19 protein-coding genes are annotated in these 23,351 nt (G+C 72.0%); 7 read left to right on the forward strand and 12 right to left on the reverse strand.

The features are described from left to right. Positions 1-13: 13 nt before the first annotated feature. From ruvA to D0Y53_RS01240, 7 genes are all read right to left on the reverse strand, one after another. On the reverse strand, positions 14-613 hold the full coding sequence (gene ruvA, locus D0Y53_RS01210) for a Holliday junction branch migration protein RuvA (RefSeq protein ID WP_117201286.1): 600 nt from the start codon (positions 611-613) through the stop codon (positions 14-16). 103 nt (positions 614-716) lie between these two features. Then, positions 717-1,238, reverse strand: a complete 522-nt coding sequence (gene ruvC / locus D0Y53_RS01215) for a crossover junction endodeoxyribonuclease RuvC (RefSeq protein ID WP_117201287.1) — start codon at positions 1,236-1,238, stop codon at positions 717-719. 18 nt (positions 1,239-1,256) lie between these two features. Next, positions 1,257-1,985 (reverse strand): YebC/PmpR family DNA-binding transcriptional regulator, encoded by a 729-nt coding sequence (locus D0Y53_RS01220; RefSeq protein WP_117201288.1) that lies wholly within the window; start codon positions 1,983-1,985, stop codon positions 1,257-1,259. A 95-nt stretch (positions 1,986-2,080) separates the two neighbouring features. Continuing rightward, a complete protein-coding gene (locus tag D0Y53_RS01225; protein WP_117201289.1) occupies positions 2,081-2,707 on the reverse strand; it encodes an esterase/lipase family protein in 627 nt (208 codons plus the stop codon). Next, positions 2,704-3,258, reverse strand: coding sequence for a GNAT family N-acetyltransferase (locus tag D0Y53_RS01230; RefSeq protein WP_117201290.1), 555 nt, complete (start codon positions 3,256-3,258; stop codon positions 2,704-2,706). Before D0Y53_RS01230 ends, D0Y53_RS01225 begins: the two co-directional genes overlap by 4 nt. A 28-nt stretch (positions 3,259-3,286) precedes the next feature. After that, positions 3,287-5,071, reverse strand: a complete 1,785-nt coding sequence (aspS, locus tag D0Y53_RS01235; protein WP_117201291.1) for an aspartate--tRNA ligase — start codon at positions 5,069-5,071, stop codon at positions 3,287-3,289. Between the two features lie 40 nt (positions 5,072-5,111). Next, on the reverse strand, positions 5,112-5,405 hold the full coding sequence (locus D0Y53_RS01240) for an FmdB family zinc ribbon protein (protein WP_117201394.1): 294 nt from the start codon (positions 5,403-5,405) through the stop codon (positions 5,112-5,114). Between the two features lie 132 nt (positions 5,406-5,537). On the opposite strand from D0Y53_RS01240, the gene D0Y53_RS01245 reads away from it, so the two are divergent. Beyond that, a complete protein-coding gene (locus D0Y53_RS01245) occupies positions 5,538-6,257 on the forward strand; it encodes an SIMPL domain-containing protein (RefSeq protein ID WP_158550546.1) in 720 nt (239 codons plus the stop codon). Between the two features lie 86 nt (positions 6,258-6,343). Here D0Y53_RS01245 and D0Y53_RS01250 read toward each other — a convergent pair whose 3' ends face one another. After that, complete coding sequence (locus D0Y53_RS01250) at positions 6,344-8,278, reverse strand: ABC-F family ATP-binding cassette domain-containing protein (RefSeq protein ID WP_117201293.1); 1,935 nt, start codon at positions 8,276-8,278, stop codon at positions 6,344-6,346. Between the two features lie 202 nt (positions 8,279-8,480). Between D0Y53_RS01250 and ybaL the strand changes: the two genes are divergently transcribed. After that, positions 8,481-10,157 carry a YbaL family putative K(+) efflux transporter gene (ybaL, locus tag D0Y53_RS01255; RefSeq protein ID WP_117201294.1) on the forward strand — a complete coding sequence of 559 codons (1,677 nt, stop codon included), beginning with the start codon at positions 8,481-8,483 and terminating at the stop codon, positions 10,155-10,157. A 624-nt stretch (positions 10,158-10,781) separates the two neighbouring features. Here the strand turns inward: ybaL and clpB are convergent. After that, complete coding sequence (gene clpB / locus D0Y53_RS01260) at positions 10,782-13,361, reverse strand: ATP-dependent chaperone ClpB (RefSeq protein WP_117201395.1); 2,580 nt, start codon at positions 13,359-13,361, stop codon at positions 10,782-10,784. A 115-nt stretch (positions 13,362-13,476) separates the two neighbouring features. Here clpB and D0Y53_RS01265 point away from each other — a divergent pair, with 115 nt between their 5' ends. The 4 genes from D0Y53_RS01265 (at position 13,477) to otsA (ending at position 18,900) form a co-directional block, all read left to right on the forward strand. Next, a complete protein-coding gene (locus D0Y53_RS01265) occupies positions 13,477-14,742 on the forward strand; it encodes a ferredoxin reductase family protein (RefSeq protein WP_117201295.1) in 1,266 nt (421 codons plus the stop codon). A 209-nt stretch (positions 14,743-14,951) separates the two neighbouring features. Continuing rightward, positions 14,952-15,725 (forward strand): trehalose-phosphatase, encoded by a 774-nt coding sequence (gene otsB / locus D0Y53_RS01270; protein ID WP_117201296.1) that lies wholly within the window; start codon positions 14,952-14,954, stop codon positions 15,723-15,725. Next, positions 15,722-17,518 carry a glycoside hydrolase family 15 protein gene (locus D0Y53_RS01275; RefSeq protein WP_233511585.1) on the forward strand — a complete coding sequence of 599 codons (1,797 nt, stop codon included), beginning with the start codon at positions 15,722-15,724 and terminating at the stop codon, positions 17,516-17,518. Before otsB ends, D0Y53_RS01275 begins: the two co-directional genes overlap by 4 nt. Then, complete coding sequence (otsA, locus tag D0Y53_RS01280) at positions 17,515-18,900, forward strand: alpha,alpha-trehalose-phosphate synthase (UDP-forming) (protein WP_117201297.1); 1,386 nt, start codon at positions 17,515-17,517, stop codon at positions 18,898-18,900. Before D0Y53_RS01275 ends, otsA begins: the two co-directional genes overlap by 4 nt. Here the strand turns inward: otsA and pgeF are convergent. Further along, the gene (gene pgeF / locus D0Y53_RS01285) at positions 18,873-19,649 is read right to left on the reverse strand and encodes a peptidoglycan editing factor PgeF (RefSeq protein ID WP_117201298.1); all 777 of its coding nucleotides are present in this window, start codon (positions 19,647-19,649) and stop codon (positions 18,873-18,875) included. The genes otsA and pgeF overlap by 28 nt on opposite strands. Continuing rightward, complete coding sequence (gene rluD / locus D0Y53_RS01290; RefSeq protein ID WP_117201299.1) at positions 19,649-20,638, reverse strand: 23S rRNA pseudouridine(1911/1915/1917) synthase RluD; 990 nt, start codon at positions 20,636-20,638, stop codon at positions 19,649-19,651. The genes pgeF and rluD overlap by 1 nt, the downstream gene beginning before the upstream one ends. Positions 20,639-20,749: 111 nt before the next feature. On the opposite strand from rluD, the gene D0Y53_RS01295 reads away from it, so the two are divergent. Next, complete coding sequence (locus tag D0Y53_RS01295; RefSeq protein WP_117201300.1) at positions 20,750-21,604, forward strand: outer membrane protein assembly factor BamD; 855 nt, start codon at positions 20,750-20,752, stop codon at positions 21,602-21,604. A 31-nt stretch (positions 21,605-21,635) separates the two neighbouring features. On the opposite strand, the gene D0Y53_RS01300 is transcribed toward D0Y53_RS01295, so the two are convergent. After that, positions 21,636-23,318, reverse strand: a complete 1,683-nt coding sequence (locus D0Y53_RS01300) for an NAD+ synthase (protein WP_117201301.1) — start codon at positions 23,316-23,318, stop codon at positions 21,636-21,638. Positions 23,319-23,351: the final 33 nt, after the last annotated feature.

The raw sequence follows: 23,351 nt of genomic DNA on the forward strand, positions 1-23,351 counted from the left end.
GCCGCGGCGCCGCTCAGCGCAGCGCGGACTGTAGCGCCTTGCGGATGATGGTGGCGGCATCGTCGCCGGCGCCGGTCGCATCGCGCGCCATGCGCGCGGCTTCGGCCGGCTTGTAGCCCAGTTGCTGCAGCGCGATCGTGGCCTCGCCCTGGGCGTCGGCGGGTGCGCCGGCGGCTGTGGGCGCGCCGACCTCGACGCCACCCCATTCGTGGCCCGCGACGCGGTCGCGCAGCTCCACCAGCATGCGCTCGGCGGTCTTCTTGCCGATGCCGGGGATGCGGGTGAGCGCGGCCACGTCGCCGGCCTGCAGCAGCCGCGCGAACTCGCCCACGCTGGCGCCGGACAGCACCGCCAGCGCGATCTTCGCGCCGATGCCGGACACCTTCTGCAGGTCGCGGAACAGCCGTCGCTCGCCCTCGCGCAGGAAGCCGTACAGCGCCACGCTGTCTTCCTTCTGCGCGTAATGGGTGAACAACGACACCTCGCGGCCCACGTCCGGCAGGTCGTAGAAAGTGCTCATCGGCGCTTCCAGCTCGTAGCCGACGCCGCCGACGTCGACGATCAGCCACGGCGGCTGCTTGTGCGCCAGGATCCCCTTGAGCCGGCCGATCACGGATGGCCTCCGGGCATGGCGTCGCGCGGGCGGGGCCGCAGGATCCGCGACGGCCGGCAACGGCCGGCGACTGCGGCGGGGAGCAACGGGTTGGAGGCCGCCATCATCTTCTCCGCATCAGGGCCGCGCTGACGCCGCTCCGCGCGGCGGTCGCGCTCATGTGCGCGTGGGTCAACGCCACCGCCAGGGCGTCGGCGGCGTCGGCCTGCAGCCGGGTGTCGGCCAGATTGAGCAGCAACCGCACCATGTGCTGCACCTGCACCTTGTCCGCAGCGCCGCGGCCGACCAGCGACTGCTTGATCAAGCGCGGCGCGTATTCGCTGACCGGCAGGTGCCGGCGCACCACCGTCGCCAACGCCGCGCCGCGGGCATGGCCGAGCTTGAGCGCCGAGGTCGCGGACTTGTCCATGAACACCGTTTCGATCGCGACCTGCTGCGGCTGCCATTGCTCCAGCAGCGCCTCCAGGCCTTCGCACAGCAATCCCAGGCGCGCGGGGAAATCCTCCGCGCCCAGCAGCACCAGCGCCTGCGCGTGGACGTAGGCGCAGCGGCCGTCGGCGGCGACGTCGATGATGCCGATGCCGGTGCGCTGCGAGCCGGGATCGATCCCGAGGATTCTGGTCACGGGGGCCAGCTTACGCGGTTACGCGTAGGCATCCGCGCCGAGGTCGGCATTGGAGTACACGGCCTGCACGTCGTCCATGTCCTCGAGCCAGTGCAGCAGCTTGGCCACCTGCTCGGCGTTCTCGCCCTCGACCGACACGTTGTTGTCGGCGCGCATGGTGATCTCGGCGATGGCCGGCTTCAGGCCGGCGCCCTCCATCGACGCCTTGACCTGCGCGAACGCTTCCGGCGCGGTGACCACGTCGATCGCGCGGTCGTCGTACACCACCACGTCGTCGGCGCCAGCCTCGATCGCGGCCTCGGTGATGGCGTCCTCGTCGGCGCCGGCGGCGTAGCTGAGCACCCCAAGCTTGTGGAACATGAAGGCCACCGAACCCTCGGTACCCATGTTGCCGCCGAACTTGCCGAAGGCGTGGCGCACGTCGGCCACGGTGCGCACCTTGTTGTCGGTGAGGCAGTCCACGATCACCGCGACGCCGCCCGGGGCGTAGCCCTCGTAGCGGATTTCCTCGTACTCCACGCCCTCCAGCTCGCCGGTCGCCTTCTTGATCGCACGCTCGATCACATCCTTGGTCATGTTCGCCGACAGGCCCTTGTCGATGGCGCCGCGCAGGCGCGGGTTGCCGGCCGGGTCGCCGCCGCCGGCGCGCGCCGCCACGGAGATCTCGCGGATGATCTTGGTGAAGATCTTGCCGCGCCGCGCGTCCTCGGCGTTCTTGCGGGCCTCGATGGAGGGGCCTCTGCCCATGGGAGTTCCGGATAGTTGCGGGAAGGGGCGGCGATTTTACCGCTTCCCTGCGCGCGGGCGGATCTTCCGCCCGCCGCGCGCCGCGCCGCACCCGGCTACGGATGCCGGAAACCGCCGTCGCGCAGGAACGCGATCGCCTGTTCCGCCGCCGCCGCCGAAAACAGCAGGCCGCTGTGGCTGGCATCGACCACGACATGGTCGGTCAGCCCCGGCAACCGCGTTTCCGCCACCGCCACGGTGCCGTCGTGCTCGCCGGAAAAGCCGGCGAACAGCGCGCCGAGGCCGTGCGGCACCCGCCCGGCGATCACCCCGACCTGGGCCCGGCCCTGCCAGCAGGCGACGCCGTGCTGCAGCAGCGCCGCACTGCGCCCGAGCAGGGTCGCCGCCGGTGCCCAGCGCAGCATGCCGCTGGCCGCGCCGCTGCCGGTCAATGGCGAGCCCAGGCACACCACCCGCGCCACCGGCAGCTGCGGCGCCTCGCACAGGGCCTGCAGCGCGATCAGGCCGCCGAGGCTGTGGGCAAGGATGTCGGCACCGCCCTGCGCGCGGCTGGCCTGCAGCAACCCGACCAGACGCGGCACCGCCAGGTCCGGGCCGTCGGCGACGCTGCGGTAGCCGAAGACTTCCGGGGCGAAGCCGGCGGCCTGGAGCCGCGCGGACAGCCAGTGCATCGCCGCGCCGGGCATCCACAGGCCGGGCAGCAGGACGACGCGGCGGTTCATGCCGAGGCGGCGCGGCGCCGGAAGATGAACTCGCGATCGCGCACCCGGCCCACCGGAAACTCGTATTCGCCGGCCTGCTCGAAACCATGGCGTGCGTAGAAGCGTTGCGCGCCGTGGTTCTGCGACCAGACGCTGATCCACAGCGTGCGCGGGCCGTCGCGCTGCAGCCAGTCCAGCGCGGTGGCGAACAGGCGCCCGCCCCAGCCGCCGTTGTGCAGCGCGGGCAGCAGGTACAGGCGCTTGAGCTCGCCGTCGCCGGGCGCCAGTTGCGGATGCGGCAACCCGGCCGGCCCGGCCAGCGCGTAGCCCAGCACCCGGCCGGCATCCCCCAGCAGCCACGCTGCGTAGCGCGGATCGGCGAGGTAGCGCGCATACGCCTGCGACGAATGGCTGTCGGCGAGGAACGCCTGCAGGTCTTCGTCCGGGTACAGGTGGCCGAAGGTGGCCACGAACGTGTCGGCACCGATCCGCGCCAGCGCCTGCGCGTCCGCCGGCGTCGCGCGGCGGATCGTCGGCGAAACCAGGGGCGGAGCGGGGTCGGTTGCAGTCATGCGGTGTCCGGTACGGTCGCGGGAAATCCTACCTCGACCCCGGGTTTTCCGATTCCGGCGTTTTCCGCACCGCGACGTGCACCTCAGCCAGCTGCGGGTCCGGAATCGGCGACGGCGCGTCGGTCAGCAGGCATTGCGCACTGGTGGTCTTGGGGAAGGCGATGACGTCGCGGATGGAGTCGGTGCCGGCCATCAGCGCGGCGATCCGGTCGATGCCGAAGGCGATGCCGCCGTGCGGCGGCGCGCCGTACTTCAGCGCGTCGAGCAGGAAGCCGAACTTGGCCCGGGCTTCCTCGGCGCCGATCCCGAGCAGTTCGAACACCGCCGACTGCATCGCCGAACGATGGATGCGGATCGAGCCGCCGCCGATCTCGTTGCCGTTGAGCACCATGTCGTAGCCGCGGCTGACCGCGGTCGCGGCATTCGCGCGCAGGTCGGCCTCGTCGTCCACCGCCGGCGCGGTGAACGGGTGATGCAGCGCGACGTAGCGCTGTTCCTCCTCGTCCCACTCGAACATCGGGAAGTCGGTGACCCACAACGGCTTCCAGCCCGCGCCCACCAGGCCGAAGTCCTTGCCGGCCTTGAGCCGCACCGCGCCCATGAAGTCGCTGACGGTCCGGTAGGGGCCGGCGCCGAAGAACACGAGGTCGCCCTTGCCTGCGCCCGTGGCCTGCAGCAGCGCGGCGAAGGCCGCTTCGTCGAAGAACTTGGCGATCGGCGAGTTGACCGCGCCGGCCTCGTCGAGCTTCGCGTAGGCCAGGCCCTTGGAGCCGAACTTGGCCGCGTGCGCGGCGTACTCGTCGATCTGCTTGCGCGACAGCGCGGCGCCGCCGGGGATGCGCAGCGCGGCGACGCGGCCGCCTTCGGCACTGGCCCAGTCGGCGAACACCTTGAAGCCGCAGTCCTTGACCAGGTCGGCCACGTCCACCAGCTCCAGCGCGATGCGCAGGTCCGGCTTGTCGGAGCCGTAGCGGCGCATCGCCTCGGCCCAGGTCATGCGCGGGAACGGGTCGGCCAGTTCGACGCCCATCACCTCGCGGAACACGTCGCGGATCAGCGCCTCGGTGGTGTCCTGCACGATCTGCTCGTCGACCCAGGCGAACTCCATGTCCAGCTGGGTGAACTCGAGCTGGCGGTCGGCGCGCAGGGCCTCGTCGCGGAAGCAGCGCGCGATCTGGTAGTAGCGGTCGAAGCCGGCAACCATCAGGATCTGCTTGAACAGCTGCGGCGACTGCGGCAGCGCGTAGAACTCGCCCGGGTGCATGCGCGCCGGGACCAAGAAGTCGCGCGCGCCCTCGGGCGTGGCCTTGGTCAGGATCGGGGTCTCGATGTCCTGGAAGCCGCGCGCGTCGAGCCAGCGCCGCAGCGCCTGCACCAGGCGGATGCGCGTGCGCAGCATCCGCTGCATCTTCGGCGTGCGCAGGTCCAGGTAGCGGTACTTGAGGCGGATGTCCTCGCCGGCGTTCTCGTGGGCGTGGAACGGCAGCGGCTCGGCCTTGTTCAGCACCTCGATGGCGGTCGCGACCACTTCCACCTGGCCGGTGCGGATCTTGGCGTTGACGCTCTGGCGCCGACGCACGCGTCCGGTGACGCGCAGGCAGTCCTCGTAACCGACCCGCGCGGCGGTGGCGAGCACCGCGCCGTTGCCGGGCGCATCCGACGGCTCGGCGACGATCTGGACGATGCCCTCGTGGTCGCGCAGGTCGATGAAGCACAGGCCGCCGAGGTCGCGGGCGACATCGGCCCAGCCGCACAGGGTCACGGTCTGCCCGACCAGGGACTCGTCGATCAGGCCGCAGAAATGGGTACGCATCGGAATGGGGGCCGGCAGGAACAGCCCGTCATTCTAGCGGTTACGCGTCCGCCTTCGGCTTGGCCTCGGCGGACTTGGCCGCGGCGGGCTTGGCATCCGCGGGCTTGTGCCCGGCCGGCTTGGCGCCGTCGCCGGCCAGGTTGCGCTTGTGGTCTTTCTTGAAGTCGGTCTCGTACCAGCCGCTGCCGGCCAGGCGGAAGCTCGGCGCGGTCACCTGGCGCCGCACGGCGGCCGCGCCGCAGTCGGGGCAGGCAGCCGGGTCGGGATCGGAGAGTTTCTGCAGGCGATCGAACTGATGGCCGCAGGCGGCGCAACGGAAAGCGTATATCGGCATGGCGGGAGGGGCAACGCGGAAAACCTGCCCCCATTTTGGGGCCTGCGGCCGCGCAATCAAGCCGCGCGACTTCGCGTCGCGCACGGATCCCCCGGTTACACTCGCCCCACCCCGATCCGCGAGGCGCCGGCCATGACCCCCAACAGCCCCCGCTCCATCGTCGCCGCCTTGCTGCTCGCGCTCGGCCTGCTCGGCGCCGGCTGGTTCGCCGCGCAGGGCATGGCGCGGCTGAAAACCCAGGACCGCTACGTCACCGTCAAGGGCTCGGCGGAAAAGATCGTCGACGCCGACCTGGTGGTGTGGCCGCTGCCGCACACCGTCAGCGGCAACGACCTGGCGGAGGTGCAGCGCCACCTCGACGCCAACACCGCCAGCATCCGGGCGTTCTTCGCCGAGGCCGGATTCAAGCCCGAGGAGATCGTGGTCTCGCCGCCGCGGCTGGAGGACCGCTGGGCCTGGGCCTTCGGCGACAACCGGCCGCCGGAGCGCTACCGCTACGCCAACACGGTCGCCCTGCGCACCAGCAACGTCGCCCAGGCGCTGGCGGTCCTGCGCCGCAGCGGCGAGCTGGTCGCCCGCGGGGTGATGCTGGGCAGCGAAGGCGATCCGGGCGGCGGCGGCCCGGCGTTCGACTACACCCGGCTCAACGACATCAAGCCGGCGCTGATCGCCGAAGCCACCGCCAATGCGCGCGAGTCGGCGGAGCAGTTCGCCAAGGACTCCGGCGCGCGCCTGGGCGGCATCCGCAGCGCCAACCAGGGCGTGGTCAGCATCAGCGACCGCGACCAGAGCAGCCCGCAAGTGAAAAAGGTGCGGGTGGTGACGACGGTGGAATACTTCCTCAAGGACTGACCCGGACGACGCGGCAGCGCGCGCGACGGCGCGTGTCGCGGATGCCGCGCCGGCGGCGTTGTTCCGGCCGGGTCGCAGCAGCGGACTCAGGCCGCGGCGGCGTACAGCGCCAGCAGCTCCTGTTCGGCGCGGTCGAGTGCGGCGCGCAGTTCGCCGCGCTCGCGGCCCAGCTGCGTGGCCCGCGCGCCGTGGTCGCGGGCATACAGCTGCGGATCGGCGAGCTCGGCTTCCAGCGCCGCCAGCCGGGTTTCCAGCTCGGCCACGCGCGCCTCGGCCCGAGCCAGCTTGTGCGGGTTGACCCGCGCCGCCGGTCGCGGCGGCGGCGCCGGCACGGCGGCGGCTTTCGCCGGCTTCGCGGCCTTGTCCGCCTCGCCGCCCGGGCGCGTGCGCAGCCATGCCGCGTACGCGTCGAGGTCGCCGTCGAAGGCCTCGACCGCGCCGCCGGCCACGCGCCAGAACGTCTCGCATACCAGCCCGATCAGGTGGCGGTCGTGCGAGACCAGCACGATCGCGCCGTCGAAGTCGGAGAGCGCCTCGGCCAGCGCCTCGCGCATGTCCAGGTCCAGATGGTTGGTCGGCTCGTCCAGCAGCAGCACGTTGGGCTGCCGCCAGGCGATCAATGCCAGCGCCAGGCGCGCCTTCTCGCCGCCGGAAAAGCTGTCGATCGACTCGAAGGCGCGGTCGCCGGGGAAGTTCCACTTGCCGAGGAAGTCGCGGAACGCCTGGGTCGGCGCGTCGGGCGACAGCGCGCGCAGATGGTCGACCGGCGACTGCCCGGCGCGCAGCGACTCCACCGTGTGCTGGGCGAAATAGCCGATGCGCATGTCCGGATGGGCGTTGCGCTCGCCGGTCAGCAGCGGCAGCTCGCCGACCAGGGTCTTGACCAGCGTCGACTTGCCGGCGCCGTTGGGGCCGAGCAGGCCGACGCGGTCGCCGGCTTCCAGGCCGAAGCCGACGTCATGCAGGATGACGGCCGAATGTCCCGCGTGCTGCGCGGAAGCGGAAGCGGCCGCGGCCGCGTGCGCGGCGCCGGCCTGTTCGGCCTCCGGCAGCCGGTACCCGCAATCGGCGTGCTCCAGCCGCAGCAGCGAGTTGGGCATCCGCGCCGGTTGCGGAAATTCGATCCGCAGCGCGCGCTCGACGCGCACCGCCTCGGTGCCGGCGAGCTTGGCCAGGCGCTTGATCCGCGACTGCGCCTGCCGCGCCTTGCTGGCCTTGGCCTTGAAGCGGTCGATGAAGCTCTGCAGGTGCGCGCGCTCGGCCTGCTCCTTGTCGTGCGCGATCTGCTGCTGGCGCAGCTGCTCGGCGCGCTGGCGCTCGAAGTCGGTGTAGTCGCCGGCGTACAGCCTGGCGCGACCGTCGTTGAGATGCAGGGTGTGGGTGGCGACGTTGTCGAGGAACTCGCGGTCGTGCGAGATCACCAGCAGCGTGCCCGGGTAGCGCAGCAGCCACTGCTCCAGCCACAGCACCGCATCGAGGTCCAGGTGGTTGGTCGGCTCGTCCAGCAGCAGCAGGTCGCTGGGCGTCATCAGCGCGCGGGCGACGTTGAGGCGCACGCGCCAGCCGCCGGAGAACGCCGCCACCGGCCTGGCGTGCGTGTCCGCCGGAAACCCGAGGCCGTGCAGCAGGCGTCCGGCGCGCGCGCTGGCGTCGTAGCCGTTGAGCTCCTCCAGCCGCTGGTGCGCGGCCGCGACCGCTTCCCAGTCTTCGCTGGCGAAGGCGTTGGCTTCCAGCTGGAGCGCCGCATGCACCGCCGCGTCGCCGGACAGCACGAAGTCCAGCGCCGAATCCGGCAGCGACGGGGTTTCCTGCGCCACCCAGGCGATGCGCGCCTTGCCCGGCAGCTCCAGTTCGCCGCGGTCCGGCTCCAGCTGGCGCATCAGCGCTGCGAACAGCGAGGACTTGCCGGTACCGTTGCGGCCGACCACGCCCACCCGCCAGCCGGCGTGCAGGGTCAGGTCGACGTCCGACAGCAGCAGGCGCTCGCCGCGGCGCAGGGCGAAATTGCGGAAGGAAATCATCCGCGCATTGTACCGGCCGCTCGCTGGCGCCCCGCGCGCCGCCGGCCGATGCGGGCGCCGCGTTGCCGCCGCGCCGGCCGGCGCCGCGCGGGCCGGCCCCGGGTGCGGACGCGCGACCGTACCGGCCCCGCCCGGGCCGGGCGTTTGCGCGCCGACCGGCGCAGCGGCGACACTCCCGCCCCTGCCCCCGCCCGGAATCCGGATGCCGCACCACACCTCGCTGATCGCCATGCTCGTGTTCGGCTTCGTGCTGGCTTTCGTGCTGGGCGCGCTGGCCAACCGGCTGCGGCTGTCGCCGCTGGTGGGCTACCTGCTGGCCGGCGTGCTGGCCGGGCCGTTCACGCCCGGCTTCGTCGGCGATGCCGAGATCGCGCCGCAACTGGCCGAGATCGGCGTGATCCTGCTGATGTTCGGGGTCGGCCTGCATTTCTCGCTGCGCGACCTGATGTCGGTGAAGAACATCGCCATCCCCGGCGCCCTGGCGCAAATCGCAGTGGCGACCTTGCTGGGCTGGGGCCTGTCCGAACTGATGGGCTGGTCGCACATCGAGGGCATCGTGTTCGGCTTCTCGCTGGCGACGGCGAGCACCGTGGTGCTGTTGCGGGCGATGGAGGAACGGCGCCTGCTCGACACCCGCCGCGGCAAGATCGCGGTCGGCTGGCTGATCGTCGAGGACCTGGCCTGCGTATTGGCGCTGGTGCTGATCCCGGCGCTGGCCGGCGCGTTCGACGGCAAGCCCGATGCGGGCGGCGTGTGGCAGGCGCTGGCGCTCACCCTCGGCAAGGTCGTCGCGTTCGTGGCCTTCATGCTGCTGATCGGGCGCAAGGCGATCCCGTGGATCCTGGCGCGCACCGCCGGCACCGGCTCGCGCGAGCTGTTCACGCTGGCGGTGCTGGCGATCGCGATGGGCGTGGCGTTCGGCTCGGCCGAGCTGTTCGGGGTGTCGTTCGCGCTGGGCGCGTTCTTCGCCGGCATGCTGCTCAACGAGTCCGAGTTCAGCCACCAGGCGGCGCAGGACTCGCTGCCGATGCGCGACGCGTTCGCGGTGCTGTTCTTCGTTTCGGTCGGGATGCTGTTCGACCCGCGCATCCTGGTCGAGCATCCGCTGCAGGTGCTGGCGACGACGCTGATCATCGTGTTCGGCAAGTCGGCGGCGGCCTACGTGATCGTGCGCGCGTTCGGCCATCCCAACTCGACCGCGCTCACCATCTCCACCAGCCTGGCGCAGATCGGCGAGTTCGCCTTCATCATCGCCGGGCTGGGGCTGACGCTGGGGATCCTGCCCCGGGACGGATACAGCCTGGTGCTCGCCGGCGCGCTGATCTCGATCATGCTCAATCCGGTCCTGTTCATGCTGCTGGACCGCTGGCAAGCGCGGCAGGACGCGCGCGAGGATGCGCGCATCCGGCGCGAGACCCCGCCCGAACCCGACGTCGTGCCGATGGACATCGACGGGCACGCGATCGTGATCGGCTACGGCCGCGTCGGCAGCGAGCTGGCCAGGCTGCTGCACGAGCGCGGCGTGCCGCTGGTGGTGATCGAGGACGATGCCGACCTGGCCGAGCGCGCGCGTGCGCACAGCTTGCCGACGATTCGCGGCAACGCGGCGAACAAGCGGGTGATGCTGGAGGCCGCGCCGGAGCGGGCGAAACTGGCGGTGTTCGCCATCCCGCAGGCGCTGGAGGCGGGCGAGACGATCGCGCGGCTGAAGCTGCTCAATCCGGCGATCACCGTGCTCGCGCGTGCGCACAGCGATGCCCAGGTCAAGCACCTGCTGGAGCGCGGCGCCGACGCCGCGGTCCTGGCCGAACGCGAACTCGCCTACTCGCTCGCGGAAATGGTGATGGCAACCCCGCCCTACCGCCCCGCGCGTGCCTGACGCCCGTTCGCCCGCGGCGCCCTTTCTCCTTCGCATGAAGCCGGGCGGGAAAGCCGGCGGTTCGGCCTGTGCTGGGCACGGCGCGAAGACTTCCCTTCAAGTGCGGAAGCCTTCGTGGGGGAAGCCGGCGGCCCGGCCTGTGTGGGACGCGCAGTGAATACATCCCTCAAGCGCGGAAACCTCTGCAGGGGAAGCCGGTGGCCCGGCCTGCGCGGGACACGCCGTAAATACATCCCTGTAGGCTCCTCGGCGGCATCCATGCCGCCGACGGTCCCGCACAGCCCGGGCCGCCGGCTTCTGCACAGTGAGTCGGCGCTTGTAGAGAAAACCAGCCAGAAGCGATGAACTCCAAGCTCGCGAAGTCGCCGCCCGGCGGGCTGGGGGTGCGGAGAGTGGGCCATGGATGGCCCACGACCCGACTTAAAGACAGGAGGTCGTCAGGAGGGCGCAGCACCCCCAGCCCGCCGGGCGGCGACTCCTGCCGAAGCCGATTACACGAGAGCAAGCCAGACATGGCCCGCCCCCGACTTGAAGACAGGACGTCGTCAGGCGGACGCAGCGCCCCGAGTCCACCGGGTAGCGACTCCATCGGAAGCCGATTCCCGGAGTCGGGAGAAGAGCCGATCAGCGGAAGACCAGGTGCCCGCTCTCGGCGTCGACGTGGACGGTGTCGCCGCTGCCGAACTCGCCGGCGAGGATCCTCTGCGCCAACGGATTCTCCAGCTGCTGCTGGATCGCGCGCTTGAGCGGACGCGCGCCGTACACCGGATCGAAACCGACGTTGCCGAGCAAGGCCACGGCGTCCTCCGACAGCGCGATGGCGATCCCGCGCTCGGCCAGCCGCTGTTCCAGCCCGCGCAGCTGGATCTTCGCGATCTGCCGGATCTGCGCCTTGTCCAGCGGATGGAACACCACGATGTCGTCGAGCCGGTTGATGAACTCCGGGCGGAAGTGCGCCTGCACCACGCCCATCACCGCGGCCTTCATCTGCGTGTAGGCCTCGGCCGAATCGTCCGCCGCGAGCTCCTGGATCTGGTGCGAGCCCAGGTTGGAGGTCATCACGATCACCGCGTTGCGGAAATCCACCGTGCGGCCCTGGCCGTCGGTCAGGCGACCGTCGTCGAGCACCTGCAGCAGGATGTTGAACACGTCCGGATGCGCCTTCTCGACTTCGTCCAGCAGGATCACGCTGTACGGCCGCCGGCGCACCGCCTCGGTCAGATAGCCGCCTTCCTCGTAGCCGACGTAGCCCGGGGGCGCGCCGATCAGCCGCGCGACCGAGTGCTTCTCCATGAACTCGCTCATGTCGATCCGCACCATCGCGTCCTGGCTGTCGAACAGGAATTCCGCCAGCGCCTTGCACAACTCGGTCTTGCCGACGCCGGTCGGCCCCAGGAACAGGAACGAGCCGGTCGGCCGGCCCGGGTCCGACAGGCCCGCGCGCGAGCGGCGGATCGCGTCGGACACGACCTCGATCGCCTCGTCCTGGCCGACCACGCGCGTGTGCAGCTGCGCCTCCATCTGCAGCAGCTTCTCGCGCTCGCCCTCGAGCATCTTGCTGACCGGGATGCCGGTCCAGCGCGACACCACCTGTGCGATTTCCTCGGCGGTGACCTTGTCCTGCAACAGGGTGAAGCCGCGGGTTTCGGCCTCCTGCGCGGCGTTGAGCTGCTTTTCCAGCGCCGGCAGCGTGCCGTACTGGATCTCGCTCATGCGCGCGTAGTCCTGGCGCCGCTGCGCGGCTTCCAGTTCCAGCCTGGCGGCCTCGATCTGCTCCTTGATCCGGGTCGCGCCCTGCAAGGTCGCCTTCTCGGCCTTCCACACCTCCTCCAGGTCGTTGAACTCGCGCTCCAGCGCGGCGATCTCGGTTTCCAGGTCGGCCAGGCGCTTTTTCGATTCGGCGTCCTTCTCCTTTTTCAGTGCCTCGCGCTGGATCTTGAGCTGGATCAGCCGGCGCTCGCGGCGGTCGAGCTCCTCGGGCTTGGAGTCGATCTCCATGCGGATGCGCGAAGCGGCCTCGTCCATCAAGTCGATGGCCTTGTCCGGCAGCTGGCGGTCGGCGATGTAGCGGTGCGACAGGGTGGCCGCGGCGACGATCGCCGGGTCGGTGATCTCCACGCCATGGTGCACGGCGTAGCGCTCCTTGAGGCCGCGCAGGATGGCGATGGTGTCCTCCACGCTCGGCTCGCCGACGAACACCTTCTGGAAGCGCCGCTCCAGCGCGGCGTCCTTCTCCACGTACTTGCGGTACTCGTCCAGGGTGGTCGCGCCGATGCAGTGCAGTTCGCCCCTGGCGAGAGCAGGCTTGAGCATGTTGCCGGCGTCCATCGCGCCTTCGGCCTTGCCGGCGCCGACCATGGTGTGCAGCTCGTCGATGAACAGGATGATCTGGCCTTCGTTCTTGGCCAGGTCGTTGAGCACGGCCTTCAACCGCTCCTCGAACTCGCCGCGGTACTTGGCGCCGGCGATCAGCGCGCCCATGTCCAGCGACAGCACGCGCTTGCCCTTGAGGCCCTCGGGCACCTCGCCGTTGACGATGCGCTGGGCCAGGCCTTCGACGATCGCGGTCTTGCCCACGCCCGGCTCGCCGATCAGCACCGGGTTGTTCTTGGTCCGGCGCTGCAGCACCTGGATGGTGCGGCGGATCTCCTCGTCGCGGCCGATCACCGGGTCGAGCTTGCCCTTCTCGCTGCGCGCGGTCAGGTCGATGGTGTATTTCTCCAGCGCCTGGCGCGCTTCTTCGGCGTTCTCGTCCTGGACCTTCTCGCCGCCGCGCATCGCGTCGATCGCGGCCTCGAGCTTCTGTTTGGTGGCGCCGGCGGCCTTCAGCGCACGCCCGGCCTCGCCGGAGTCGTCGACCGCCGCCAGCAGGAACAGCTCGCTGGCGATGAAACCGTCGCCGCGCTGCTGCGCCAGCTTGTCGGTGACGTTGAGCAGGCGCGACAAGTCGTTGCCGAGACTGACGCTGCCGGCCTGGCCGGACACCTTCGGCAACTTCTCCAGGCTCTCGCCCAGGCGCTCGCGCAGCAGCGGCACGTTGACCCCGGCCTGGGCCAGCAGCGGGCGGCTGCCGCCGCCGGCCTGGTCCAGCAGCGCTACCAGCAGGTGCGCCGGTTCGATCAGGTTGTGGTCGCGGCCCACGGCCAGCGACTGCGCGTCGGCCAGCGCCTGCTGGAAGCGGGTGGTGAGCTTGTCCATGCGCATGGACGCGAACTCCATGTTGGGCCGGAGGTCCGGCGATAGCGTGGAGGTGCGGCCGTGAAGCACGAATGCAAGCCGGGCGGGTAACATCCGCGCCGACCGGCACCGAGGTTGAGCGATGACGATCCGGGCATGGCAGGCGGTAGCGGGCCCCGCGGCGGTGGCCGCGGCGTTGACCCTGGCGGCGCTGCCCGCCGGCACCCGCCTGGGTATGGGTGGTTTCAGCCTGGCCGCGGGCGTCGCGGCACTGACGCTGATGGCCGCCGCAGCGCTGCTGGGCTCGCGCTGGCGCTGGGTCGAGCACGCCTTCGGCGGCCTCGACCGGGTCTACGTCGCCCACAAGTGGCTGGGCATCTGGGCGCTGGCACTGGCCAGCGCGCACTTCCTGTTCAAGGCCGACGCCGACGGCTGGGACGTGGCGGCGATCCTGGAGCTGCCGGCATTCTGGACCCGATTGGTGCGCCAGCTGTCGTACGTGGCGCTGGGTCTGATCGTGCTGCTCGCGCTCAACCGCAACATCCGCTACTCGGTCTGGCGCTGGTGGCACAAGCTGTCGGGGCCGCTGTTCCTGGTGGTGGTGTTGCACTGGCTGAGCTTCCGCTCGCCGATCCGGTTGGAGAGCCCTGCGGGCGTGTGGCTGGCGACCTGGTCGGTGCTGGGGGCGGCGGGCGCGCTGTACAAGCTGCTGCTGTATCCGCTGCTCGCGCGGCAGGCCGAGTACGAGGTGGTGGCGATCGACCCGGGGCAGGCGGCGGCGCACATCCAGTTGACGCCGGTGGCGCATCCGGTGCGCTTCGTGCCCGGGCAGTTCGGCTTCCTGCGCATGAAGCACGATGGCCTGCGCGAACCGCATCCGTTCACCATCGCTTCGGGCAGCGGCGGCGACGGCCGCGTGGATTTCGTGGTCCGGGCGCTGGGCGACTTCACCGCGAAGCTGGTGGCGCAGGTGCGTCCCGGGATGCGCGCGGACGTGTACGCGCCCTACGGTCGCTTCGTGCGCAATGCCGCCGCGCCGCGCGAAGTCTGGATCGGTGGTGGCGTGGGCATCTCGCCGTTCATCGCCTGGCTGCAGGACCAGGCCGCCGACGCCTTCCACAAGGTCACGCTGTTCTACTTCTACACCCCCGGCCGCGAGTTCCCCGAGCTGCCGGTGCTGGAGGCGATGGCGCGCGAACGCGGCGCCGAGCTGGTCGGCGTGGCCGGTGGTCCCGGCGATCCAGCGTTCGTCGAGCGTTTCGCCGCGCTGTGCCGCGAACACGGTCCGCGCGCGGTGGACGTGGCCTTCTGCGGCCCGAAAGGCCTGCTCGGTCGCGTGCGCGCCGAGCTCGCCGCCAACGGCGTGCCCGCGGAAAACCTGCGCCACGAGCTGTTCGAGTTTCGCTAGCGCTCGCCTGCGCCGGCGACCTGCGCCGACGGCCCGGAGGGCATGGGCATCGCCGGTTCCGGCAGCCATGCGGACGGGGAAAGCGCCGACCTCGATGCGATCCCGCGCCAGACGCGGTGCGCGGCGATCCCGATGCACCCGGCGAACGCGCCGCGACGATGAGAAACGCGTGAAGGGCCGCTAACGCCGCCTTGCGCCACAATGGCCGCATGTCAGCGAGCATTCGGACACGGGTGCGGCCGCCGGCGCCGGCCGACGACTGGGCGCTGTTCCTCGACGTGGACGGTTGCCTGCTGGACCTGGCCGCGGCGCCGGATGCGGTAACGGTACCCGCCGCCTTGCCGGCGACGCTGGCGGCGCTGGCGCGGCGGCTGCAGGGCGCCCTGGCGCTGGTCAGCGGTCGCTCGATCGCCGGCATCGATGCACTGTTCGCGCCGCTGCGGCTGCCGGCCGCCGGCCTGCACGGGCTGGAACTGCGCAGCGGCGAGCGGCTGCGACCGGCGCCGGTCGCGCCCGCGGCGCTGGCGGGCATCCGCGAGGAGGCCGCGCTCCTGGCGCTGCGCTATCCCGGCGTCGTCGTCGAAGACAAGGGCGCCGCGCTGGGACTGCATTGGCGGGCGGCACCGCCGGCGCGCATCGCGCTGCACGCCTTCGCCGAGGCCGCGCTGCCGCGGCTGCCCGGCTATCGGCTGCAGCACGGCGACCATGTGGTCGAGCTGCGCCCGGCCGACGGCGACAAGGGCGCGGCGATCCGCACGCTGCTGCAGCAGCCGCCGTTCCGCGACCGCCTGCCGGTATTCGCCGGCGACGACCTCACCGACGAGAGCGGTTTCGCCGTGGTCAACGCCTGCGGCGGCCTGAGCGTGCTGGTCGGCGCCCGCGAGCGCAGCGCCGCGCACTACGCGCTGCGCAACCCGGCGGCGGTGCGCGGCTGGCTCGGCGCCGCCGGGCCGGGACCGGTCCATGCAGGAGACGCGCCGTGAGCGAGACGGCGACCGCACGCCCCAGCCTCGACCTCGGCCTGGTCGGCAACGGCAGCTTCGGCGCGCTGCTCGACGCCCGCGGCCGCGTGATCTGGAGCTGCCTGCCGGCGTTCGATGGCGATCCGGCGTTCTGCGCGCTGCTGCAACCCCGGCTCGACGGCGGCGACTGGAGCGTGGAGCTGGAGGACTTCTCCCACGCCGAGCAGCATTACCTGGACAACACCGCGCTGCTGCGCACGCTGCTGCACGACGCTCACGGCGGCAGCGTCGAGCAGATCGACTTCGCCCCGCGCTGGCGCCAGCACGGCCGCTTCTACCGCCCGGTGATGCTGGTCCGGCGGCTGCGGCCGCTGACCGGCAGCCCGCGCGTGCGCATCCGCCTGCGGCCGCTGGCCGACTGGGGCGCGCGCGTGCCCGAGCGCACCTGGGGCAGCAACCACCTGCGCTTCCTGTTGCCGGGGATGACCCTGCGCCTGACCACCGACGCGCCGCTGCGGCTGCTGCGCGACGAGTTGCCGTTCGTGCTCGACCGCGAGCTGCGTTTCGTGCTCGGCCCCGACGAGACCCTGACCCGCGGGCTGGACGATTTCGTCGACCACGCCCAGCGCCAGACCAGCGCCTACTGGCTGGAGTGGGTGCGTTACCTGTCGATCCCGCTGGAATGGCAGGAGGCGGTGATCCGCAGCGCGATCACGCTGAAGCTGTGCCAGTACGAGGACACCGGCGGCATCGTCGCCGCCATGACCACCTCGATCCCGGAGGCGCCGGGCACCGCGCGCAACTGGGACTACCGTTACTGCTGGCTGCGCGACGCGGCCTTCGTGGTGCGTGCGCTCAACCGCCTGGGCGCGACCCGCAGCATGGAGGAATACATCCGCTACATCTTCAACCTGGTCGCCGGCGAACATCCGGAACTACAGCCGGTGTACGGCATCGGCTTCGAGAAGACCCTGGCCGAGGACGAGATCGACAGCCTCGCCGGCTACCGCGGCATGGGCCCGGTGCGGCGCGGCAACCTGGCCTGGCTGCAGCAGCAGCACGACGTCTACGGCAGCGTGGTGCTGGCCTCCACGCAGCTGTTCTTCGACCGGCGCCTGCGCCAGCGCGGCGACCTGGCGATGTTCGAGCGCCTGCAGCCGCTGGGCGAGCGCGCTTTCGCCCTGCACGACCAGCCCGACGCCGGGCTGTGGGAGTTCCGCGGCCGCAGCCACGTGCACACCTATTCGGCGGTGATGTGCTGGGCCGCCTGCGACCGGCTGGCGCGGATCGCCACGCGGCTGTCGCTGTCCGACCGCGCGGACTACTGGCGCGAGCGCGCCGACAGCATCCGCGCGCGGGTGCTGGACGAGGCCTGGAACCCGGCGCGCGGCTACTTCGCCGACGCTTTCGGCGGCGAGCGCCTGGACGCCTCGCTGCTGCTGCTGGCGGACCTGGGTTTCCTGGCGCCGCGCGACCCGCGCTTCGTCGCCACGGTCGAGGCGATCGGCCGCGAGCTCAAGCGCGGCGACGGCCTGTACCGCTACATCGCGCCCGACGACTTCGGCAAGCCGGAAACCAGCTTCACCATCTGCACCTTCTGGTACATCGACGCACTGGCCGCGATCGGCCGCCACGACGAGGCGCGGGCGATGTTCGAGCAGGTGCTGGCGCGGCGCAACCACCTGGGCCTGCTGTCGGAGGATCTGGCATTCGACGGCGGCGAACTGTGGGGCAACTTCCCGCAGACCTACTCGCACGTGGGCCTGATCATCGCCGCGATGGCGCTGAGCCGGCCGTGGCAGAGCGCGGTATGAGCGGGCGCGAGCGCGGCGGTCGCCTGGTGGTGGTCTCCAACCGCGTGGCGGTGCCCGGCGAATCGCGCGCCGGCGGGCTCGCGGTGGCGCTGCAGGCCACGCTGGAGGAGTTCGGCGGGCTGTGGTTCGGCTGGAGCGGCCGGATCGACCCGCTGCGCTCGGGCAGGCTGCGCGAACAGCAGGCCGGCGACATCCGCTACGCCACCATCGACCTGTCGCGGCGCGACCACGCCGACTACTACAACGGCTTCGCCAACCGCTCGCTGTGGCCGCTGCTGCATTTCCGCATGGACCTGGTCGACTACAGCCGCGAAACCTACGCGGCGTATCGCCGGGTCAACGCGCTGTTCGCGGAGAAACTGGCGCCGCTGCTGCGCGAGGACGACCTGGTCTGGGTCCACGACTACCACCTGATCCCGCTGGCGGCGCTGCTGCGCGAGCGCGACGTGCGCTGCCGGCTGGGTTTCTTCCTGCACGTGCCGATGCCGTCCTCCGACCTGCTGGCGGCGCTGCCGCAGCACGGGCGCCTGTTCGAGGGGCTGTCGGCGTACGACCTGGTCGGCTTCCAGACCACGCGCGACCTGGAGCGCTTCCAGGACTACGTGCGCCTGTTCGGCCGCGGCAACGTGATCGCGCCCGGGGTGCTGGAGACCGCCGGCGGCCGCCGCCTGCGCGCCGGCGCGTTCCCGATCAGCATCGACACCGCGCTGATCGCGCGGCAGGCGCGCGAGGCGATCGACAAGGCCAGCGTGCGCCGGCTGCGCGACAGCCTGTCCGGACGCGCGCTGGCGATCGGCGTGGACCGGCTGGACTATTCCAAGGGCCTGCCGGAGCGCTTCCGCGCCTACGAACGCTACCTGCAACGGCACCCGGAGCAGCGCGGCAAGCTCACCTACCTGCAGATCGCGCCGGTCTCGCGCGGCGACGTCGCCGAGTACCGCGCGCTGCGCCAGGAGCTGGAACAACTCGCCGGCCACGTCAACGGCGGCCACGCCGAGCCGGACTGGACGCCGATGCGCTACGTCAACCGCAACTTCGCCCACCCCACGCTCACCGGCTTCTACCGGCTGGCGCGGGTCGGGCTGGTGACGCCGCTGCGCGACGGCATGAACCTGGTGGCCAAGGAATTCGTCGCCGCGCAGAACCCGGCCGATCCCGGGGTGCTGGTGCTGTCGAGCTTCGCCGGTGCCGCGCGCGAACTCGACCGCGCGCTACTGGTGAACCCCTACGACCTGGACGGCGTCGCCGACGCCATCGCCAGCGCCATGCGCATGCGCCACGGCGAGCGCGTCGAACGCTGGCGGGCGATGATGGACACGCTGCTCGCCCACGACATCGCCGCCTGGCGCCGCGACTACCTCGCCGCGCTGGCGGAAGCCTGACGCCAGACCAGGGTGGCCATGCGCCCGCTGCGGCGGTCGCGGCGGTGCGAGTAGAAGCGCGCGGGATCGGAGATCGTGCACAAGCCGCCGCCGTGGATCGCGTCGGCCGCCAGGCCGGCGGCGCGCAGGCGCCGGCGCGCCAGGGCGTACAGGTCCACATGCCAGTGCCCGGGACGGGTCGCGGCGAACGCGGCGGCCGCGTCCGGATCGCGCGCGAGGAACGCGTCGCGGACCTCCGCGCCGACCTCGTAGGCGGCGGGCCCGGCCGCCGGCCCCAGCCAGGCGAGGAGCCCGGCCGGGGGCACCCGCAACGCCGCGACCGTCGCCTCCAGCACGCCCGCGGCGAGTCCGCGCCAGCCGGCGTGGGCGGCCGCCACCGCGCTGCCGTCGGCGGCGGCGAACACCACCGGCAGGCAGTCGGCGGTGAGGATCGCCAGCACCGCGCCCGGCGTGCGGGTGACCGCGGCGTCGGCTTCGGGTTCGTCGGTGCCAGGTTCGATCGCCACCGCGGCGCCGTGCACCTGGCGCAGCCAGCGTGGCGCGGACGGCAGGCCCAGGCCGGGCTGCAGCAGCGCGCGGTTGGCGGCGACCACGGCGACGTCGTCGCCGCTGCCCAGGCCCAGGTTCCAGCGCGCGAACGGCGGCGCGGAAGCGCCGGCCGGGCCGCGCAGGGTCACCAGTGCCTGCACCCCGGGCGGCGCCGGCCAATCGGCACGCAGCACGCTGGCGGCGACCGCGGCCGCGGCCATCAGCGGCCCGCCTGCGCGTGCGCGGCGGCGTCCTCGCGCAGCGCCTGCAGCAGCGCGCGCAGGTCCGCCGGCAGCGGGGCGTCGACCCGCAGCGGCTCGCCGCTGGCCGGATGCACGAACTCCAGGCTCTCGGCATGCAGCGCCTGGCGCCGGAAGCCGCGCAGCGCCGCGACCAGCGCGTCGCCGGCGCCGCGCGGCAGCTTCAGCGGCCCGCCGTACAGCGGATCGCCGACGATCGGGTGCTTGAGGTGCGCCATGTGCACGCGGATCTGGTGGGTGCGGCCGGTCTCCAGCCGGCACTCCAGCAGCGTGTGCGCGCGGAAGCGCTCGCGCAGGCGGAAGTGGGTGACCGCATCGCGGCCGCCCTCGCGCACCGCCATGCGGAGGCGGTCGCGCGGGTGGCGGTCGATCGCGGCGTGCGCGGTGCCGCCGGACACCAGCGCACCGACCACCAGCGCCAGATACTGCCGGTGCACCGTGCGCGCCGCCAGCTGCGCCACCAGCGCGGTGTGCGCCGGCAGCGTGCGCGCCACCACCATTGCCCCCGAGGTGTCCTTGTCCAGGCGATGGACGATGCCGGCGCGCGGCAGCGCCGCCAGCGCCGGGTCGCGATGCAGCAGCGCGTTGACCAGGGTGCCCGCGGGATTGCCCGCGCCCGGATGCACCACCAGCCCCGCCGGCTTGTCCAGCACCAGCACCTCGCGGTCCTCGTACAGCACCGCCAGCGGGATGTCCTCGGGCGCGGCTTCGGTCTGCGTGTCCGGCGCCGCGTGCAGCAGCACGGCCTCGCCGCCGCGCACCGGGTCGCGCGGCCGCGCCGGCGCGCCGGCGAGCAGGGCATCGCCCGACTTGATCCAGGCGGCCAGCCGCGAGCGCGAGTATTCCGGGAACAGTTCCGCCAGCACCGCGTCGAAACGGCGCCCGGCGGCGGCCTCCGGGACGACGGCACGACGCGCTGCAACGGCGGGATCGGGGCGATCTTCGGGCATGCGGCACAAGCCTGCTGGGGTCGGGGAAGCCGCCGCGCAGGCCGCGGCGGCACCGCGTTGGCGGCCTGCTATTATCCGCGCTTCGTGCCTCCGGCGCCTTCAGTCCTGTCCATGATCCCACGCCCCTTGTTGCGCCCCGTGCTGCTCCTGCTGATCGTGGCCGTGCTCGGCAGCGCCGGCTGTGCCCGTCTCAAGGGCGTATTCAAGAATGCCGACGCCAACGAGGGGGTGCCGGTCGCCGAGCTCTACCAGAAAGGCCACGAGCAAATCGTGGACGGCGACTGGAGCAGCGCGCTGACGGTCTACAAGCGCCTGGTCGCGCAGTACCCGTACGGGCCGTATACCGAACAGGCGCTGATGGAAACCGCCTACGCCCAGTTCAAGTCGGGCAAGAACGACGACGCCATCTCCACCATCGACCGCTTCATCCGCACCTACCCGACCCACCGCAACACGGCCTACATGTACTACCTGCGCGGGCTGGTGAACTCCGGCCGCGACACCGTGTTCCTGCAGCGGGTCTGGAAACTCGACGCCAGCCGCCGCGACTTGGCCACGCCGCAGCAGGCCTACAACGACTTCAAGATCGTCGGCGAGCGCTATCCCAACAGCCGCTACGCCGCCGACGCGCGCGAGCGCATGCTGGCGCTGCGCAACATGTTCGCGCGCCACGACCTGGACGTCGGGCTGTACTACCTGCGTCGCGGCGCCTGGGTGGCCGCGGCCGGCCGCGCCAAGTACGTGCTCGAGACCTATCCGCAGAGCCTCTACCAGAACGATGCGGTCGCCACCCTCGGCGAGGCCTACACCCGGCTCGGCAACGCCACCCTGGCCGCCGACGCCCGCCGCGTGCTGCAGCAGAACGACCCCGCGCACCCGTGGCTGAGCGGCGACTGGCCGGATTACCCGTCGCACCTGCGCCGTCTGAACCCGTTCGCGGGCGACCGCTCGGCGCTGGGTCACTGACGCGAAAGACGCAGGGAGCGAAGCGTTTCGCTCAGCTCCCTGCGTCCCCGTCGCCCTCGCGATAGCCGTTGCTGATCGGGTAGCGCCGCTCGCGCCCGAACGCGCGCCGCGACACCTTCGGCCCCGGCGCCGCCTGGTGCCGTTTCCACTCGCTGGTGCGCACCAGCCGCAGCACCTTGTCGACCACGTCCGGATCGAACCCGGCGGCGACGATCTCCGCGCGCGACTGCTCCTGGTCGACGTGCCGCAGCAGGATCGCGTCGAGCACGTCGTAGGCCGGCAGCGAATCCTGGTCGGTCTGGTTGGCGCGCAACTCCGCCGACGGCGCGCGCTCGATCACCGCCTGCGGGATCACCTGGCCGCCGTGCGGCGCGCTGCCGCCGACGGTGTTGCGCCAGCGCGCCAGCGCGAACACCTCGGTCTTGTACAGGTCCTTGAGCGGGGCGTAGCCGCCGCACATGTCGCCGTAGATGGTGGCGTAGCCGACCGCGTATTCGCTCTTGTTGCCGGTGGTCAGCAGCAGGCCGCCGAATTTGTTGGACAGGGCCATCAGCAGCGCGCCGCGGATGCGCGACTGCAGGTTCTCCTCGGTGGTGTCGGCCGGGCGGCCGGCGAAGGTCGCCGCGAGGGTATCCAGATAGCCCCGGAACGGTGCCTCGATCGGCAACTCCAGCAGCCGCACGCCCAACGACGCGCACTGCTGCGCGGCCAGGTCGTTGGACACATCGGCGGTGTAGCGCGAGGGCATGCGCACCGCGGTGACGCGGTCGGCGCCCAGCGCATCGACCGCGAGCGCCAGCACCAGCGCCGAATCGATGCCGCCCGACAGCCCCAGCCAGACCCGCTCGAAGCCGTTCTTGCGGCAGTAGTCGCGGGTGCCGCGCACCACCGCGCGCCAGGCCAGCGCGTCGCGGCTCTCGTCGCCGTCCACCGTCCACAGCACCGCCTGGAAGCGGCGCGTGTCCGGGTCGAAGTCCGCGACCAGCCAGTCGTCGAGGAACGCCGCGGCGGCCGGATGCACTACGCCGTCGCCATCGGCCAGCACCGAGGCGCCGTCGAACACCAGCGCGTCCTGGCCGCCGACCAGGTTGAGGTAGGCCAGCGCCGCGCCGCGGCCGTCGACCCGGGTCTCGGCGACGCGCTGCGCCAGCAGGGCGTCGCGCTGCGCGTGCTTGTCGCGCTCGAACGGCGAGGCGTTGGGCACCAGCACCAGCTGCGCGCCGGCGGCGACGGTCTGCGCCAGCGGTTCCGGGAACCACAGATCCTCGCAGATCAGCAGGCCCACGCGCACGCCCTCGACCGCGAACACGCACGGGCCGCCGTCGGGGTCGACGTCGAAGTAGCGGCGTTCGTCGAACACCGCGTAGTTGGGCAGCTCGCGCTTGCGGTAGGTGGCCTCGACGCGGCCCTCGCGCAGCACGCTGGCAGCGTTGTACACCACCGCACCGGCCGCCTGCGGCCAGCCGACCACGGCCGCAATACCGTGCGTGGCGGCGGCGATGCGCTGCAGCGCGGCCTCGCATTCGGCCAGGAACGCCGGCCGCAGCAGCAGGTCCTCGGGCGGATAGCCGCACAGGGCCAGTTCCGGGAACAGCACCAGCCCGGCGCCGAGCTCATCGCGCGCCTGGGCGATCAGCGCGGCGAGGCGCGCCGCATTGTCGGCGACCGCGCCGACCGGGAAATCGAATTGCGCCAGCGCGATCCGCAACGCCATGCCTGCTCCCGCGGGACGGCCACGCGGCCTCCG

It is taken from the genome of Cognatiluteimonas weifangensis (genome assembly GCF_003416885.1).
GTDB classification, from domain to species: domain Bacteria; phylum Pseudomonadota; class Gammaproteobacteria; order Xanthomonadales; family Xanthomonadaceae; genus Cognatiluteimonas; species Cognatiluteimonas weifangensis.

Excerpts from the sequence above, each read along its gene's own strand:
- D0Y53_RS01220 (WP_117201288.1), bottom strand. The coding sequence starts at position 1,985 with ATGGGCAGAGGCCCCTCCATCGAGGCCCGCAAGAACGCCGAGGACGCG.
- D0Y53_RS01225 (WP_117201289.1), bottom strand. The coding sequence starts at position 2,707 with ATGAACCGCCGCGTCGTCCTGCTGCCCGGCCTGTGGATGCCCGGCGCG.
- D0Y53_RS01230 (WP_117201290.1), bottom strand. The coding sequence starts at position 3,258 with ATGACTGCAACCGACCCCGCTCCGCCCCTGGTTTCGCCGACGATCCGC.
- aspS (WP_117201291.1), bottom strand. The coding sequence starts at position 5,071 with ATGCGTACCCATTTCTGCGGCCTGATCGACGAGTCCCTGGTCGGGCAG.
- D0Y53_RS01240 (WP_117201394.1), bottom strand. The coding sequence starts at position 5,405 with ATGCCGATATACGCTTTCCGTTGCGCCGCCTGCGGCCATCAGTTCGAT.
- D0Y53_RS01245 (WP_158550546.1), top strand. The coding sequence starts at position 5,538 with ATGACCCCCAACAGCCCCCGCTCCATCGTCGCCGCCTTGCTGCTCGCG.
- D0Y53_RS01250 (WP_117201293.1), bottom strand. The coding sequence starts at position 8,278 with ATGATTTCCTTCCGCAATTTCGCCCTGCGCCGCGGCGAGCGCCTGCTG.
- ybaL (WP_117201294.1), top strand. The coding sequence starts at position 8,481 with ATGCCGCACCACACCTCGCTGATCGCCATGCTCGTGTTCGGCTTCGTG.
- clpB (WP_117201395.1), bottom strand. The coding sequence starts at position 13,361 with ATGCGCATGGACAAGCTCACCACCCGCTTCCAGCAGGCGCTGGCCGAC.
- D0Y53_RS01265 (WP_117201295.1), top strand. The coding sequence starts at position 13,477 with ATGACGATCCGGGCATGGCAGGCGGTAGCGGGCCCCGCGGCGGTGGCC.
- otsB (WP_117201296.1), top strand. The coding sequence starts at position 14,952 with ATGTCAGCGAGCATTCGGACACGGGTGCGGCCGCCGGCGCCGGCCGAC.
- otsA (WP_117201297.1), top strand. The coding sequence starts at position 17,515 with ATGAGCGGGCGCGAGCGCGGCGGTCGCCTGGTGGTGGTCTCCAACCGC.
- pgeF (WP_117201298.1), bottom strand. The coding sequence starts at position 19,649 with ATGGCCGCGGCCGCGGTCGCCGCCAGCGTGCTGCGTGCCGATTGGCCG.
- rluD (WP_117201299.1), bottom strand. The coding sequence starts at position 20,638 with ATGCCCGAAGATCGCCCCGATCCCGCCGTTGCAGCGCGTCGTGCCGTC.
- D0Y53_RS01295 (WP_117201300.1), top strand. The coding sequence starts at position 20,750 with ATGATCCCACGCCCCTTGTTGCGCCCCGTGCTGCTCCTGCTGATCGTG.
- D0Y53_RS01300 (WP_117201301.1), bottom strand. The coding sequence starts at position 23,318 with ATGGCGTTGCGGATCGCGCTGGCGCAATTCGATTTCCCGGTCGGCGCG.